15 protein-coding genes are annotated in these 15926 nt (G+C 70.0%); 11 read left to right on the top strand and 4 right to left on the bottom strand.

Annotated elements, in window-relative coordinates; all coding sequences use genetic code 11:
* Window positions 1-152: 152 nt before the first annotated feature.
* The 7 genes from A6P39_RS20925 to A6P39_RS20895 all read left to right on the top strand — a co-directional run bounded on the left by A6P39_RS20925 (window position 153) and on the right by A6P39_RS20895 (window position 8037).
* A complete protein-coding gene (locus A6P39_RS20925; RefSeq protein WP_067042140.1) occupies window positions 153-1172 on the top strand; it encodes an MraY family glycosyltransferase in 1020 nt (339 codons plus the stop codon).
* Between the two features lie 94 nt (window positions 1173-1266).
* Complete coding sequence (dnaK, locus tag A6P39_RS20920) at window positions 1267-3117, top strand: molecular chaperone DnaK (protein WP_067042137.1); 1851 nt, start codon at window positions 1267-1269, stop codon at window positions 3115-3117.
* Window positions 3114-3785, top strand: a complete 672-nt coding sequence (grpE, locus tag A6P39_RS20915; RefSeq protein WP_067042134.1) for a nucleotide exchange factor GrpE — start codon at window positions 3114-3116, stop codon at window positions 3783-3785. The genes dnaK and grpE overlap by 4 nt, the downstream gene beginning before the upstream one ends.
* Window positions 3786-3821: 36 nt before the next feature.
* Complete coding sequence (dnaJ, locus tag A6P39_RS20910; protein WP_067042131.1) at window positions 3822-4994, top strand: molecular chaperone DnaJ; 1173 nt, start codon at window positions 3822-3824, stop codon at window positions 4992-4994.
* A 5-nt stretch (window positions 4995-4999) separates the two neighbouring features.
* A complete protein-coding gene (locus tag A6P39_RS20905; protein ID WP_067042128.1) occupies window positions 5000-5449 on the top strand; it encodes a heat shock protein transcriptional repressor HspR in 450 nt (149 codons plus the stop codon).
* A 277-nt stretch (window positions 5450-5726) separates the two neighbouring features.
* Window positions 5727-6833, top strand: coding sequence for a sugar ABC transporter substrate-binding protein (locus tag A6P39_RS20900; protein WP_067042125.1), 1107 nt, complete (start codon window positions 5727-5729; stop codon window positions 6831-6833).
* 160 nt (window positions 6834-6993) lie between these two features.
* Window positions 6994-8037, top strand: coding sequence for a helix-turn-helix transcriptional regulator (locus tag A6P39_RS20895; protein ID WP_067042123.1), 1044 nt, complete (start codon window positions 6994-6996; stop codon window positions 8035-8037).
* Here the strand turns inward: A6P39_RS20895 and A6P39_RS20890 are convergent.
* Both A6P39_RS20890 and A6P39_RS20885 read right to left on the bottom strand, forming a co-directional pair.
* Entirely contained in the window at window positions 8000-8995 is a 996-nt protein-coding gene (locus tag A6P39_RS20890; protein WP_067042117.1) for a helix-turn-helix transcriptional regulator, read from the bottom strand. The two genes, A6P39_RS20895 and A6P39_RS20890, sit on opposite strands and share 38 nt — an antisense overlap.
* Entirely contained in the window at window positions 8992-9936 is a 945-nt protein-coding gene (locus tag A6P39_RS20885; protein WP_234378792.1) for a helix-turn-helix transcriptional regulator, read from the bottom strand. Before A6P39_RS20885 ends, A6P39_RS20890 begins: the two co-directional genes overlap by 4 nt.
* A 194-nt stretch (window positions 9937-10130) precedes the next feature.
* Between A6P39_RS20885 and A6P39_RS20880 the strand changes: the two genes are divergently transcribed.
* Together A6P39_RS20880 and A6P39_RS20875 are read left to right on the top strand one after the other, a co-directional pair.
* Window positions 10131-10313 carry a hypothetical protein gene (locus A6P39_RS20880; RefSeq protein ID WP_275883884.1) on the top strand — a complete coding sequence of 61 codons (183 nt, stop codon included), beginning with the start codon at window positions 10131-10133 and terminating at the stop codon, window positions 10311-10313.
* Window positions 10314-10316: 3 nt separating this feature from the next.
* Complete coding sequence (locus A6P39_RS20875; protein ID WP_067042109.1) at window positions 10317-10652, top strand: hypothetical protein; 336 nt, start codon at window positions 10317-10319, stop codon at window positions 10650-10652.
* A gap of 171 nt (window positions 10653-10823) precedes the next feature.
* Here the strand turns inward: A6P39_RS20875 and A6P39_RS20870 are convergent, their stop codons facing one another.
* Window positions 10824-11240, bottom strand: a complete 417-nt coding sequence (locus tag A6P39_RS20870) for a pyridoxamine 5'-phosphate oxidase family protein (RefSeq protein WP_067042107.1) — start codon at window positions 11238-11240, stop codon at window positions 10824-10826.
* Between the two features lie 116 nt (window positions 11241-11356).
* Here A6P39_RS20870 and clpB point away from each other — a divergent pair, with 116 nt between their 5' ends.
* Entirely contained in the window at window positions 11357-13954 is a 2598-nt protein-coding gene (gene clpB, locus A6P39_RS20865) for an ATP-dependent chaperone ClpB (protein ID WP_067042105.1), read from the top strand.
* A 125-nt stretch (window positions 13955-14079) separates the two neighbouring features.
* Entirely contained in the window at window positions 14080-14619 is a 540-nt protein-coding gene (locus tag A6P39_RS20860; protein WP_067042103.1) for a YbjN domain-containing protein, read from the top strand.
* Window positions 14620-14672: 53 nt separating this feature from the next.
* Here the strand turns inward: A6P39_RS20860 and A6P39_RS20855 are convergent, their stop codons facing one another.
* Window positions 14673-15851 (bottom strand): hypothetical protein, encoded by a 1179-nt coding sequence (locus A6P39_RS20855; RefSeq protein ID WP_067042100.1) that lies wholly within the window; start codon window positions 15849-15851, stop codon window positions 14673-14675.
* Window positions 15852-15926: the final 75 nt, after the last annotated feature.

Raw genomic sequence — 15926 nt, 5'->3', positions numbered from 1 at the left:
ATATTACTAAGCGGTAACTTATGCAGTCCGTCTGAGACTACCCCCATCATCCTTCGGGTCGCAGCAGGCCTCGGGGTGATGCGTGTCATCCCGAGGCTCATCAGATCGTGTTATTCGTACCGAATTGCTACATTCGCCCCTACCTTAGAGCCGTGCTCTACGGGATCGCCGCCGCCACCGCCGCCCTTCTGCTCGCCGCACTCCTCGCGGCGCTGCTCAGGGGGCCCGCGCTGCGGGCGGGCATCGTCGACCGGCGTATGCAGCGCCGCGTGCCGCTGCTCGGCGGGCTCGCCGTGGTGATCGTCACCTGTTTCGTCGCCTGGGTGGGCGAGTGGACCCGGATCGCCCCGCTCGGGGACGGGGTCGGCCGGCTGCTGGTCGCCGCCGCCGTGCTCGCCGGGCTGGGCCTGGTCGCCGATGTGTGGCGGCTTCGCGCGCGCGTGCTCGTCACGGGTACGGCCGTGGCGGCGGCCTGCGTGGTGCCGTACGACGAGACGGGTGTGCCGGGCGGGCTTCTCGCCATCGGCTGGATCGTCGTCGCCTCGCTCGCCTTCAAGGGGCTCGATCACGTGGACGGGCTGGCGGGGACGGTCGGGGTGGTCACTGCGTTCGGGGCCGGGGCCTGCGCCGCCGCCGAGGTGCTGGACGGACTCGCCGTTCTGCTGAGCGTCTTCGCCGCCGCCCTCACCGGCTTTCTGATGCACAACTGGCATCCCGCGCGGATCGGGCTCGGCGCCTGCGGCTCGCTGTTCACCGGGTTCCTGCTGTCGTCGTCGCTCGTCCTCACGCGCGCGGGGTACGGGCTCGGGCCGAGCGCGGCCGTCGTGTGCTGCTTCGGCGCGGTCGCCCTCGCCGACGCCGTCCTCGTGGTCCTCGCCCGGTGGCTGGCCCGGCGTCCGCTGCTGCGGCGCGGCCCCGACCATCTCGCGCACCGGCTGCGCAGGCTCGGGCTCACCCCGCCGGGCTCCGTGGTGCTGCTGGGCGCCGGCTCCTTCTCCGCGGTGCTCGTGGGGGTGCTCGTGCACACCGGGTGGACCGGCGAGGAGGCGGTGCTGTGGGTGGGCGGAGGGGCGCTGGTGGCGGTCGGCATACTCCTTCGAATCCCTGTCCAGCGGCCCCGGCGGGTGACGTCCGTGCAGGTCAGCAGCCAGTTGCGTGTAAGGAACGGATAAGACTTGAGCCCCTACGACTCAGGTCTGTTGACCCGGCACGGGGAGTCGTGCACACTTGAGTCCGTTCCACTCAAGTCAGCTGGAGGAATCAACCATGGCACGTGCGGTCGGCATCGACCTGGGCACGACTAACTCCGTCGTCAGCGTTCTGGAGGGCGGCGAGCCCACCGTCATCACCAACGCCGAGGGTGCCAGGACCACGCCGTCCGTCGTCGCCTTCGCAAAGAACGGCGAGGTGCTCGTCGGAGAGGTCGCCAAGCGCCAGGCGGTCACGAACGTGGACCGGACCATCCGCTCGGTGAAGCGCCACATGGGCACCGACTGGAAGATCCAGCTCGACGGCAAGGACTTCAACCCGCAGCAGATCTCCGCCTTCATCCTGCAGAAGCTGAAGCGCGACGCCGAGGCCTACCTGGGCGAGAAGGTCACCGACGCGGTCATCACCGTCCCGGCCTACTTCAACGACTCCGAGCGTCAGGCGACCAAGGAGGCCGGTGAGATCGCCGGTCTGAACGTCCTGCGCATCGTCAACGAGCCGACCGCCGCCGCGCTGGCCTACGGCCTCGACAAGGACGACCAGACGATCCTCGTCTTCGACCTCGGTGGCGGCACCTTCGACGTGTCCCTGCTGGAGATCGGCGACGGCGTCGTCGAGGTGAAGGCCACCAACGGTGACAACCACCTCGGTGGTGACGACTGGGACCAGCGCGTCGTCGACTACCTGGTCAAGCAGTTCCAGTCCGGTCACGGCGTGGACCTGTCCAAGGACAAGATGGCCCTGCAGCGCCTCCGTGAGGCCGCCGAGAAGGCCAAGATCGAGCTGTCCTCGTCCACCGAGACCTCGATCAACCTGCCCTACATCACCGCGTCCGCCGAGGGCCCGCTGCACCTGGACGAGAAGCTCACCCGGGCCCAGTTCCAGCAGCTGACAGCGGACCTGCTGGAGCGCTGCAAGACGCCGTTCCACAACGTCATCAAGGACGCCGGCATCTCCATCAACGAGATCGACCACGTCGTCCTCGTCGGTGGCTCCACCCGTATGCCCGCCGTCGCCGAGCTCGTCAAGGAGCTGACCGGCGGCAAGGAGGCCAACAAGGGTGTGAACCCGGACGAGGTCGTCGCCATCGGCGCCTCGCTCCAGGCCGGTGTCCTCAAGGGTGAGGTCAAGGACGTCCTGCTGCTCGACGTCACCCCGCTGTCCCTCGGCATCGAGACCAAGGGCGGCATCATGACCAAGCTCATCGAGCGGAACACGACGATCCCGACCAAGCGGTCCGAGATCTTCACCACCGCCGAGGACAACCAGCCCTCCGTGCAGATCCAGGTCTACCAGGGCGAGCGCGAGATCGCGGCGTACAACAAGAAGCTCGGCATGTTCGAGCTGACCGGTCTGCCGCCGGCCCCGCGCGGTGTCCCGCAGATCGAGGTGTCCTTCGACATCGACGCCAACGGCATCATGCACGTGACCGCCAAGGACCTGGGCACGGGCAAGGAGCAGAAGATGACCGTCACCGGCGGCTCCTCGCTGCCGAAGGACGAGGTCGACCGGATGCGCCAGGAGGCCGAGCAGTACGCGGAGGAGGACCACCGCCGCCGCGAGGCCGCCGAGACCCGCAACCAGGGCGAGCAGCTCGTCTACCAGACGGAGAAGTTCCTCAAGGACAACGAGGACAAGGTCCCGGGCGAGATCAAGACCGAGGTCGAGGAGTCCGTCGCCGAGCTGAAGGAGAAGCTCAAGGGCGAGGACACCGCCGAGATCCGCACCGCCACCGAGAAGGTCGCGGCCGTCTCGCAGAAGCTGGGCCAGGCCATGTACGCCGACGCCCAGGCCGCGCAGGCGCAGGCCGGCGGTCCGGAGGGCGCCGCCGCGGGCGGTGCCAAGGCCGATGACGATGTCGTCGACGCCGAGATCGTGGACGACGAGCGCAAGGACGGTGCCGCGTGACGGAGGAGACCCCGGGCTTCGAGGAGAAGCCCGACGTCCCCTCCGGCGCGACCCCCGACGACGCCGAGCCGAAGGCCGCCCCCGAGGAGGGGGCGGCCCCGGCCGGGGACGGAAACGCAGACGTGGGCCTGGTGGCCCAGCTGGACCAGGTGCGCACGGCGCTCAACGAGCGCACGCTGGACCTCCAGCGACTCCAGGCCGAGTACCAGAACTACCGCCGCCGCGTCGAGCGGGACCGGATCGCGGTCAAGGAGATCGCCGTCGCGAACCTCCTGACCGAACTCCTGCCCGTGCTCGACGACATCGGCCGCGCGCGGGAACACGGCGAACTGGTCGGCGGCTTCAAGTCGGTGGGCGAGTCGCTGGAGACCGTCGCGGCCAAGATGGGCCTGCAGCAGTTCGGCAAGGAGGGCGAGCCCTTCGACCCGACGATCCACGAGGCCCTGATGCACAGCTACGCGCCGGACGTCACCGAGACGACCTGCGTGGCGATCCTGCAGCCCGGCTACCGCATCGGCGAGCGCACCATCCGCCCCGCGCGGGTGGCCGTCGCCGAGCCGCAGCCCGGCGCGCAGACCGTCAAGGCCGAGGGCGCCGAGGACAAGACCGAGGCGAAGCAGGCCGGTGCCGCCGACAACAAGGAGAACGGTGGCCCGGAGGAGGGCTGACCTGATCACCGGAGCCAGGAAGGAGGGACGTCGGGGATGAGCACCAAGGACTTCATCGAGAAGGACTACTACAAGGTCCTCGGCGTCCCCAAGGACGCCACCGAGGCCGAGATCAAGAAGGCGTACCGGAAGCTCGCCCGCGAGTTCCACCCGGACGCCAACAAGGGCAACACCAAGGCCGAGGAGCGCTTCAAGGAGATCTCCGAGGCGAACGACGTCCTCGGCGACCCCAAGAAGCGCAAGGAGTACGACGAAGCGCGTGCCCTGTTCGGCAACGGCGGCTTCCGCCCCGGGCCGGGCGCCGGCGGCTCCTTCAACTTCGACCTGGGCGACCTCTTCGGAGGCGGCGGGAACACCCAGGCCGGAGGGGGCTTCGGCGGCGGGATAGGTGACGTCTTCGGGGGCCTGTTCAACCGTGGCGGTGCCACGGGCACGCGGACCCAGCCCCGGCGCGGCCAGGACATCGAGTCCGAGGTCACGCTGAGCTTCACGGAGGCCATCGAGGGCGCCACGGTGCCGCTGCGGATGTCCTCCCAGGCGCCCTGTAAGGCCTGCTCGGGCACCGGCGACAAGAACGGCACACCGCGCGTGTGCCCGACCTGCGTCGGCACCGGCCAGGTGGCGCGGGGCTCGGGCGGCGGTTTCTCGCTGACCGACCCCTGCCCCGACTGCAAGGGCCGCGGCCTGATCGCCGAGCACCCCTGCATGGAGTGCAAGGGCAGCGGCCGTGCGAAGTCCTCGCGGACGATGCAGGTCCGCATCCCGGCCGGGGTGACCGACGGGCAGCGGATCCGGCTGCGCGGCAAGGGCGCGCCCGGCGAGCGGGGCGGACCGGCGGGCGACCTGTACGTGGTCGTGCACGTCGGCGAGCACCCGGTGTTCGGGCGCAAGGGCGACAACCTCACGGTCACCGTGCCGGTCACGTATCCCGAGGCCGCCCTCGGCGGCGAGGTGCGGGTGCCGACACTCGGCGGCCCGCCCGTCACCCTGAAGCTGCCGCCCGGCACGCCCAACGGGCGCACCATGCGCGCCCGGGGCAAGGGCGCGGTCCGCAAGGACGGCACCCGCGGCGATCTGCTGGTCACCGTCGAGGTGCGTGTTCCCAAGGACCTGTCGGGGAAGGCTCGTGACGCATTGGAGGCGTATCGCGAGGCGACCGCGGACGAGGACCCGCGGGCGGAGCTGTTCGAGGCGGCGAAGGGAGACTGAGAGAGATGGACGGCCGTCGACGTAACCCGTATGAACTGACCGAGGAGACCCCGGTCTACGTCATCTCGGTGGCGGCCCAGCTCTCCGGACTCCACCCGCAGACGCTGCGCCAGTACGACCGCCTGGGTCTGGTCTCCCCGGACCGGACCGCCGGGCGGGGCCGCCGCTACTCGGCCCGCGACATCGAACTGCTGCGCACCGTCCAGCAGTTGTCGCAGGACGAGGGCATCAACCTGGCGGGCATCAAGCGCATCATCGAACTGGAGAACCAGGTCGCCGCGCTCCAGTCCCGCGTCGCGGAGCTGGAGGCGGCCCTGGACGGCGCGGCGGCCGCGATGCAGCAGCGCGAGGCCGCCGTCCACGCCTCCTACCGCCGCGACCTGGTCCCGTACCAGGAGGTCCAGCAGACCAGCGCGCTGGTGGTGTGGCGGCCGAAGAGGCAGCAGCGCGACTGACGCGCAGCCGTACTCAAGTACCGCAAAAGGGGCCCGGTTTCCGGGCCCCTTTTCTTTGCCGGCTCATGCCGTTCCGTGAACTCCCCTTGAATGGAGGGTCCGTAAAGAGCGTTTGAAGGTGATTCCGTTCCTTCTTCACAGGTACAGCGGAGCGTGCTGTTGCGCACTCGTTAAGTAGTTCCGCTTGACGCCGGGTGTGGCCTGAGCGTTGTCTTTTCAGACACCTGGGTCGTATAGCAGCCCCCACGTCCGGAACGCACTTGAAGTGAGCTCTCGCATGCGCCGTATCGCCATATCCGTGGCCGCGTCCACGATGACCCTCTCGCTCGCCGGCTGCGGCGTGCTGAACGCGACGGGGGACGGCGCGAGCGCGAGCCCGAGCAAGGGCGACGACGTCACCGTGGGCCTGCTGCTGCCGGAGAAGACGAACACCCGCTACGACAGGTTCGACTACCCCATCATCAAGTCCCAGGTCGCCGACCTCACCAAGAAGCACGGCAAGGTCGAGTACGCCAACGCCGACGCGGACGCCTCCAGACAGGCCGAGCAGCTGCAGAAGATGATCGACGACAAGGTCGACGTCATCCTGCTCGACGCGGTCGACTCGCACGCGATCGCCGACGCGGTGAAGAAGGCCAAGGACGCGGGCATTCCGGTCATCGCCTACGACCGGCTCGCCGAGGGCCCGATCGATGCCTATGTCTCCTTCGACAACGAGCTGGTCGGCGAGGTGCAGGGCCGCACCCTGCTGGAGGCCCTCGGCTCGAACGCCGACACCTCGAACAAGATCGTCATGATGAACGGCTCGCCCACCGACCCGAACGCCAAGCAGTTCAAGGAGGGCGCGCTCTCCGAGCTGAACGGCAAGGTGACGATCGCCGCGTCGTACGACACCACCGACTGGAAGCCGGAGAACGCCGAGGCCAACATGGCCAAGGCGATCGCCCAGATCGGCAAGAACAACATCGCGGGCGTCTACTCCGCCAACGACGACATGGCCGGGGGCGTCATCAAGGCCCTGAAGGCGGCAGGCGTCACCACGCTGCCCCCGATCACCGGCCAGGACGCCTCGCTGGAGGGTGTCCAGCGGGTCGTGGCCGGCGAGCAGTACATGAGCGTCTACAAGGCCTACCCGGACGAGGCCCAGGCCGCGGCCCAGATGGCCGTCGCCAGGATCCAGGGCAAGGACATCCAGTTCGACGCCCTCACCCAGGACAAGGTCGACAGCCCCACCACCAAGAGCATCCCGGCCAAGCTGATCCAGCCGACCGCGCTGACCAAGGGCAACATCAAGGCCACGGTCATCGCCGACGGCATCTACACGGTGGGTGACATCTGCACCGCCAAGTACAAGATCGCGTGCGCGGCGATTGGCTTGAAGTAGACCGCAGCTTCCTGCAAAGGGGAGAGGCGGAGCCTGGGTCATACCCGGGCACAACAGGCCTCCGTGGCCGCTCCTTCGGGGAGAGCCGTGTTGCGGACCCGGTCGGCGCCGCGCATAGTTGCGCTGCGGAAGTGGCAGCACACCGGGGGTGGAATGGGCGATGGCCGGGCGCGGGACGGAGGAGCATCCACACGGGGCCGACCGACTGTGCGCGGCCGGCGACCGGCTGTACTCCCGGGCCGTACGCCGCGGGCGGGTGCCACGCACCGACATCGAGGCGGTGCCCTGCCTGCTGGAGCTGGCCCTGCTGCACCCGGACCCGGACGACATGGACTGGCTGGTGCCCACCTCCCCGCAGGAGGTCATGACACGGCTGCTGCGCGGGGTCTACGACGAGGTCAGCGCGAGCCAGCGGCGGATGGGCTCGGCGGTGGCCGCCTTCGAGTGGTACGCCGGACTCGGCCGGCACCTGCACGCGCTCACGGCACCGGCCGAAGGCAGCGCCATCCGGGTGCTGGACGGGCTGTCCCGGATCCAGGCGGCCATGGACGAGGCGACCGAGGCGTGCACCAGCGAGGTGCTCACCGTGCAGCCCGGAGGCATCCGCCGGGAGGCCGAGCTGACCGAGGGCCTGCACCGGGCGCTGGCCCTGCGCGGCCGGGGGGTGCGCATGCGCGACCTGTACACCCATGTCGCCCGCCATGGCCAGGGCCTGCTCAACTACCTGGAGCTGATGGGCGGCACGGTCGAGGCCCGCAGCCTGGACGAGGTCATCGACCGGCTGATCCTCTTCGACCGCACGGTGGCGTTCATCCCCGCCAACTCCGACTGCACGATGGCGCTGGAACTGCGCCACCCGGCCCTCGTGGCCTACCTCGTGACGGTCTTCGAGCGCCTCTGGCGCCTTGCGATCCCGCTCACCGCGCCGCTGCCCGACACCGGCATCGAGGGCATCTCGCACCGTGAGCAGTCCATCGCCGCGCTGCTGGCCGAGGGCCACCAGGACGCGGTGATCGCCGAGCGGCTCGGCATCAGCGTGCGCACCTGCCGCGCCCACATCGCCCGCCTGTCGGAGACGCTCGGCGCGGCCAGCCGTACCCAACTGGGCGTCCGGATCGCCCAGGTGGGCCTGGACGGCAACCGGTCCTTTCTGACGGCGGCCCCGGTCACGCCTGCTGATCAAGAATCCCCGAGCGTGCGATGAGATAGCCGAGCTGCGCCCGGCTGTCACTGCCGAGGGTGGCGGCGAGCTTCGCGATGTGCAGGCGCGCGGTACGGATGTTCATCCCGAGCCGGTCGGCTATGGCGGCGTCGGTGTGCCCTTCGACGAGGAGCGCGGCTATGGCGCGCTGCCGGGACGGGAAGCCGTTCACCGCGGGCGGCTGTACCGCCTGGGGATACAGGGGGGTGGCCAGGCGCCAGAGGCGGTCGAAGGTCGTCGTGAAGTACTGGAGCAGGGCGGGGTGGCGGGCTTCCAGGGCGAGCGTGCCGTCGTCGTTGGCCGGGAGGAAGGCGACGCTCCCGTCGACCACGATCAGCCGGTCGGTGACCTCGTGGAGCGTGCGGACCTGTGTGTCGCCGTTCAGCAGCTCCTGGTAGGCGAGGATGTCGGGGGCGTTGCGCCGGGTGTGCTGGTAGAGGGTGCGGATCCGGCCGCCCCGGTCCAGCAGCGCCTGGTCGCGCCGGCGTGCGATCCGGTGGGCCTCCTCGCCGTGCTCGCGGACCCGGGAGGTGTGCGGCTGGACGCAGAGCACTTCATGGCTCGCCCCGTCCACCGCCTCGGTGATGGCCCGGTTGATCCGGTCGGTGCCGCTGAGCAGTTGGAGCGCCGGGACGTCCGCGGTGCTCTCGGTGCGCCGGCCGTCGATCCGCATCAGCGGCTCGAACGCCTCGGCGAGCAGTTCGACCCGGCGCCGCTCGCCGGCGATCCGCTCCTCGGCCGAGCGCAGCAGGCGGGGCAGGACCACGGCGGGCGGTACGGGCTCCAGGAGCGCGGGGTTCGAGAGCGAGGGTTTCAGCAGGCCGAAGTCGACCAGGCAGGGGACGTCGGCGGCGTCCGCGGCGCTGATCCGGCCCTCCCGCAGGGCGCGTTCGTACAGCTCCCGGCCGGTGGGACACAACTCCTCGGCCCCGTGCCCCGGGTGGGGCGCCGGGCCCTTCACCGGCCCCGGTCGAGCATGCCGGACTGGGCGATGAGGTAGCCGAGCTGGGCGCGGCTGCCGCTGCCGAGGGCCTGGGCGAGCTTGGCGATGTGGGCCCGGCAGGTGCGCACGTTCATGCCCAGGCGGCGGGCTATGGCCTCGTCGACGTGGCCCTCCACCAGGAGCTTGGCGATGGAGTGCTGGATGTCCGTGATGCCGTCGGGGGCCGTCTCGTAGGGGGCGCCGGTGCTCATCGGCACCGCGCGCGCCCACATGAACTCGAACACTTTGGTCAGGTACTGCACCAGGCCCGGGTGCCGCAGTTCCAGGGCGACCTGACGGTCGTCGCGGATGGGGATGAAGGCCACGGTCTCGTCGCAGATGATGAGCCGCTCCACCAGCTCGTCGATGGTGCGGTACTCCACCTTGCCCTCGGAGAACTGGGACACGTATCCGAGCGTCTCGGGGCTGTAGCGGGCCGTGTGCTGGTAGAGGGTCCTGATCCGCACGCCGCGTTCGAGGAGCGGACGGTCGCGTTCCAGGCCCTGCAGCAGGGTGTGTTCGAGGCGGCGGCTGGTCGGCTGCACCGTGAGCACCTCGGAGCGGCACTCGGCCGTCGCCACGTCGAGTGCCGCGTTGATGCGGTCCAGGCCTTCCAGTACCGAGATGGCGTGCGTGGGCGTCGTGCTCTGGGCGCTGAGCGTCATGAACGGTTCGAAGGCTTCGGCCAGTTCGATGGACTGCCGTCTGCGTTCGGAGATCTCGCGTTCGAGCGGGTTGAGTCGCTGGGCCAGGGCCACCGAGGGAGGGGTGGGACGCAGCCAGTTCGCGTCGTCGGGGTCCGGGTGCAGGAGGGCGAACTCCATGAGGCAGGGAGCGGGTTCCACATCCGTGCGGGCTATGCGTCCGGTCCGCAGTGCCTTCGCGTAGAGACGGCCACCCTCCTCGCACAGCTCGGACATCGTATGGGGATGTGACACTTTGGTCCGATTCGATGTCAAATCTCCACCCCCCAGGGTCCTGAACATGCAGGAACATGATGCACCGATTGTGTGGCCATGACGTGGCCAAATAAGACATCGTCTTGTTCGACGGGGGAAGAGGGGACCTTCAAGTGAGGACGAAGCCGACTATGTGCAACAGAATGCTTCGGTCGATGCTTGCCGTCGCCTTCTCCACCGTTGTGGCCATCGGCGCGCTGAGTGGCCTCTTCGGTGCGAGGAGCGACGCGCAGGCGCAGGACACGACCTGGGGAGTGGCTCCTCGGTCTGTTGCCGTGAGTGCCGACGGCGCCGGGTCGGCCCATGCCGCTGGTGCCGACGACACCACCTGGGGCTGACTGATGACTACTCCACCCGACGACCGTTCCTTCCGGCGCGAGATGGCCACCGCCTACCGCTCCGGCTGGCACTTCATCGACCTGGTCACCGCCATCCCCCACAGCGGTGATTCGCTGATGGTGACCGTCTTCGGTGAACCGGTCGTCGTGACACGGGACGAGGACGGGGACGTGCGGGCGTACCGGTGCCTGCGCAAGCCGCGTGGCGCGCCCCAGCCGGTGCGCTGCGCCATCCGGTACGGAATGATCTTTGTGAACCTGGACCAGCGGGATCACCGGCTTGCCGAGCCGACGGATTCCGACCTGCGAACCATCTCGGCCACCCCCCGCAGTGCCTGACGCGATTCCCCCGTCGTAAAAGATCGCTCAGGTGCTTCCCCCCGCAGCGGCGTCACCGTGACCTGAACACGGTGACGCCGCTGTAGTTTGTGGGGACATTTCGCGGTATGGGTGCACTTCGAGGGTGGCTGAAAATATTCGTCCGGGCCGCCCAGGGCGTCACCCGCGGTGTCAGCCATGGCCCAGCGCCCGCTCGACCTCGATCTCGATCACCACGCGCGCGGGATTCGGTCCCGGCATCCGCTCGTAGCGCTCGGCGTAGCGCCGGACCGCCTCCGCGACCCGTTCCGGTTCCGTCCGCACCCGTGCGCGCCCTTCCAGGGTGGCCCAGCGCCGGCCGTCCACCTGGCACACCGCCACGCGCGCGCCCCTGGTTCCGGCCGCGCGCACATGCCGTACCTTCGCGCTGGTGACGTTGGTGATCACCCGGGCCAGCCCGGCCGGCACGTCGTAGGTCACCCCGACCGGTACCACATGGGGGCTGCCGTCGGGCCGGAGCGTGGTCAGCGTGCACAGATGCCGTTCGCGCCAGAACGCGAGGTAGTGCTCGTCCGGGGCCGCCGGATCCACCGGGTGCGTCATCGCCATGCCCGCAACCTAGCCCTCCCGGGGCTCTCCGCCCACCTTGAGCGGAATAGACTCAACTTTGTGTACGCTGGTTGCGTCAGCAGTGGAGAGAAGTCGCCGAGGAGGAGAACGGACACGTGGACGCCGAGCTGACCAACAGGAGCCGGGACGCGATCAACGCGGCCGGCAACCGGGCCGTGACGGAGGGGCACGCGGACCTCGTCCCCGCCCATCTGCTGCTGGCTCTGCTCCAGGGGCAGGACAACGAGAACATCACCGACCTGCTCGCGGCCGTCGACGCCGACCAGGCCGTCGTACGCTCGCAGACGGAGAAGATCCTGGCCGCGCTGCCCAGCGTGACCGGATCCACCGTCGCGCCGCCGCAGCCGGGCCGTGATCTGCTGGCCGTGCTCGCCGACGCCGGCGAGCGGGCGAAGGAGCTGGGCGACGAGTATCTGTCCACGGAGCACCTGCTGATCGGCATCGCCGCCAAGGGCGGCCGGGTCGCCGAGGTGCTCCAGGCGCAGGGCGCCGACGCCAAGAAGCTGCTGGAGGCCTTCAAGAAGGCCAGGGGAGGACGCCGCGTGACCACCGCCGACCCCGAGGGCCAGTACAAGGCCCTGGAGAAGTTCGGCACCGACTTCACCGCCGCCGCCCGCGAGGGCCGGCTGGATCCGGTCATCGGCCGGGACCAGGAGATCCGGCGGGTCGTGCAGGTGCTGAGCCGTCGTACGAAGAACAACCCCGTCCTCATCGGCGAGCCCGGCGTCGGCAAGACCGCCGTGGTGGAAGGGCTCGCGCAGCGGATCGTCAAGGGCGATGTGCCCGAGTCCCTCAAGGACAAGCGGCTCGTCTCCCTCGACCTGGGCGCGATGGTGGCGGGCGCCAAGTACCGCGGCGAGTTCGAGGAGCGGCTGAAGGCCGTGCTCGGCGAGATCAAGGACTCCGACGGGCAGATCATCACCTTCATCGACGAGCTGCACACCGTCGTGGGCGCGGGCGCCGGCGGCGATTCGGCCATGGACGCGGGCAACATGCTCAAGCCCATGCTCGCCCGCGGTGAGCTGCGCATGGTGGGCGCCACCACCCTCGACGAGTACCGGGAGCGGATCGAGAAGGACCCCGCCCTGGAGCGGCGCTTCCAGCAGGTGCTGGTCGCCGAGCCGACCGTCGAGGACACCGTCGCGATCCTGCGCGGACTCAAGGGCCGCTACGAGGCCCACCACAAGGTGCAGATCGCCGACAGCGCGCTGGTGGCCGCCGCCACCCTCTCCGACCGCTACATCACCTCCCGCTTCCTTCCCGACAAGGCCATCGACCTGGTCGACGAGGCGGCCTCCCGGCTCCGCATGGAGATCGACTCGTCCCCCGTCGAGATCGACGAACTCCAGCGCGCGGTCGACCGGTTGAAGATGGAGGAGCTGGCGATCAGCAAGGAGACCGACCCGGCCTCCGTGGCCCGCCTGGAGAAGCTGCGTCGCGACCTCGCCGACAAGGAGGAGGAACTGCGGGGCCTGACCGCCCGCTGGGAGAAGGAGAAGCAGTCCCTCAACCGGGTCGGTGAGCTGAAGGAGCGCCTGGACGATCTGCGCGGGCAGGCCGAACGCGCCCAGCGTGACGGCGACTTCGACCGCGCCGCCAAGCTGCTCTACGGCGAGATCCCGCAGCTCGAGAAGGAGCTGGAGGCCGCCTCCGAGGCCGAGGAGGAGGCCGCCAGGGACACGATGGTCAAGGAGGAGGTCGGCTCCGACGACATCGCCGACGTCGTCGCTGCCTGGACCGGCATCCCCGCCGGGCGCCTGATGGAGGGCGAGACGCAGAAGCTGCTGCGCATGGAGGACGAGCTGGGCAAGCGCCTCATCGGCCAGAGCGAGGCCGTACGGGCCGTCTCGGACGCCGTGCGACGCTCGCGCGCCGGGATCGCCGACCCCGACCGCCCCACCGGCTCCTTCCTCTTCCTCGGTCCGACCGGTGTCGGCAAGACCGAACTGGCCAAGGCGCTCGCCGACTTCCTCTTCGACGACGAGCGGGCCATGGTCCGCATCGACATGTCGGAGTACGGCGAGAAGCACAGCGTGGCCCGCCTGGTCGGCGCGCCCCCCGGCTACGTCGGCTACGAGGAGGGCGGCCAGCTGACCGAGGCCGTGCGCAGGCGCCCGTACAGCGTCGTCCTGCTGGACGAGGTGGAGAAGGCCCACCCCGAGGTCTTCGACATCCTGCTCCAGGTCCTGGACGACGGCCGCCTGACGGACGGTCAGGGCCGTACGGTCGACTTCCGCAACACCATCCTGGTGCTCACCTCCAACCTGGGCAGCCAGTTCCTGGTCGACCCGATCGCCGGCGAGGCGGAGAAGAAGGAGCAGGTCCTGGAGGTCGTCCGGGCCTCCTTCAAGCCCGAGTTCCTCAACCGGCTGGACGACCTGGTGGTCTTCTCGGCGCTGACCAAGCCCGAGCTGGAGCGGATCGCGCAGATCCAGATCGAGCGGCTCGGCAGGCGGCTCGCCGAGCGCCGGCTCACCCTGGAGATCACGCCCGAGGCGCTGGCCTGGCTCGCCGAGGAGGGCCTGGACCCGGCCTACGGCGCCCGTCCGCTGCGCCGCCTGGTCCAGAGCGCCATCGGCGACCGGCTCGCCCGGGAGATCCTCTCCGGCGAGATCAAGGACGGCGACACGGTCCGCGTGGACCGCTTCGGTGCGGGCCTGCTGGTGGGCCCGGCGACCGGGAAGACGCTGTGACCCCCGCACGGTGAGCGCGCGGAGCCGGATCTTGTCAGCCCTCGGCAGACAGGCGGCGTCGGGGCTTGCCTCCCCCCTCCCCGCATGGGGGAGGATGGCGGAATCCGCATGAAGGGAAAAACACGGTGAGCATCGACCCGTCCTCGATTCCGAACTTCGGGGGCCAGCCCGAACCTGAGCCCCAGGGACCGGCCGGCCCCGTCCTCCCGGATCAGGACCTCGTGAAGCAGCTCCTCGACCAGATGGAGCTGAAGTACGTCGTGGACGAGGAGGGCGACCTCGCGGCTCCGTGGGAGCAGTTCCGCACCTACTTCATGTTCCGCGGGGAGGCCGAACAGGCGGTCTTCTCGGTGCGGACCTTCTACGACCGCCCCCACAAGATCGACGAGAAGGCGCAGCTGCTCGAGTCGATCGACGACTGGAACCGCCGCACGCTGTGGCCGAAGGTCTACACCCACACCCACGACGACGGCACCGTCCGCCTCATCGGCGAGGCCCAGATGCTGATCGGCACGGGCGTCGACATCAACCACTTCGTCTCCTCGACGGTCAGCTGGGTGCGGGCCGCGATCGAGTTCGACAAGTGGCTGGTCGAGCAGCTCGGCCTGGAGCAGGAGGTCGACCAGGGCGACCAGGGCGACGAGCCCGAGGGCGACGGGGAGTAGTCCCCCGGACCCCTGTGGGCGCCCCCGGAGGCACGTCCGGTTCCGAGGGCGCCTTAGAGCGGTGCGTCCGCGTACAGCAGCAGATACGCGCCGTAGAGATAGCTGAACCCGGCCAGGGTCGCGACCAGCACGGTCGCGTGCCAGGGCCGGGTTCTCGCCGTTCGCACCAGCATGTGCGCGAGCGGCAGCAGCAGCGGGAACGCCGGCAGCAGGAACCGCGGCTTGGACTCGAAGAAGCCCGACCCGCCGAGCGCGATCAGCAGCAGCACGCCGCTGTGCACGAGCAGCGGCAGCGGGGCGCGGTCCAGCACGAGCAGCAGGTACAGCACCGTGCCCGCCGCCACGATCAGCAGCGCCACGGGGAACACGAACCGGCTGCCGTGCGCCAGCATCAGGTGCACGAAGTGCAGCGAGCCCCGCCCGAAGTCGAACCTCGACCCCCACTGCCGCTGCACCTCGAAATAGCCGCCCAGCAGATCGCCCTCGCACCGGCCGACCCACAGCACGTACGCCGTCCAGCCCAGCGGGGCGAGCGCCGCCCCCGTCCACAGCCTGTGGGAAACTTTTCCGCGCCGCCGCCACGCCTCGCAGCCGGCCGCCGCCAGCACGGCGGCGGCGACCGCGAACCCGTTCGGCCGGGCGAGCCCCGCGAGCGCCGCCAGAGCGCCCGCCCACAGCCAGTTCCCGGCCAGCACCGCGTACAGCGACCAGGCCGCGAGCGCGGTCAGCAGCGGCTCGGTGTACGCCATCGACAGCACCACCGAGTGCGGCAGCAGTCCCCACAGCAGCACCAGCGCGATCCCGGTGGCCCGTCCGTGCAGCCGGGAGCCGACCGCGTAGACCCCGCCGGCCGCCGCCGTGGCCGCGGTCCACGAGACCAGCAGCCCGGCGGCGCCACCGCCGAGCGGGAGCAGCGCCGTCAGCGCCCGCACCAGCGCCGGGTACAGCGGGAAGAACGCGCGGTCGCTGTGGACGCCCGGCTCGTGGGAGGGCAGGTCGTGGCCGTAGCCGTGCGCGGCGATGCCCAGGTACCAGACCGAGTCCCAGGACCGGCCGAGCAGCGCGAGCGGCCGCTGTCCGGTGAGCTGGGCGACGAGGACGATCACGGCCGCGCCGGCGAGCCGGGCACCGAGGAACAGACCCACGGCGACCCCGCCGGCGCGCTGGACCGGCTTTCGCGCGGCTACGGGCTGGGCGGCGAGAGCGGTGCTGGCGGTGCTGGCGTGAGTCACATCTGAGCACCTTGCGTGACGGGATGGTTCGGCCGGGCGGTGACGCGCCGTTGTGCCGTCCGCCATCGCCCGTCT

This window comes from Streptomyces sp. FXJ1.172 (assembly GCF_001636945.3).
In the GTDB taxonomy this organism is placed as follows: domain Bacteria; phylum Actinomycetota; class Actinomycetes; order Streptomycetales; family Streptomycetaceae; genus Streptomyces.
The sequence above is the reverse complement of the archived record's forward strand: the minus strand, read 5'-3'. Positions and strand labels throughout refer to the sequence as shown.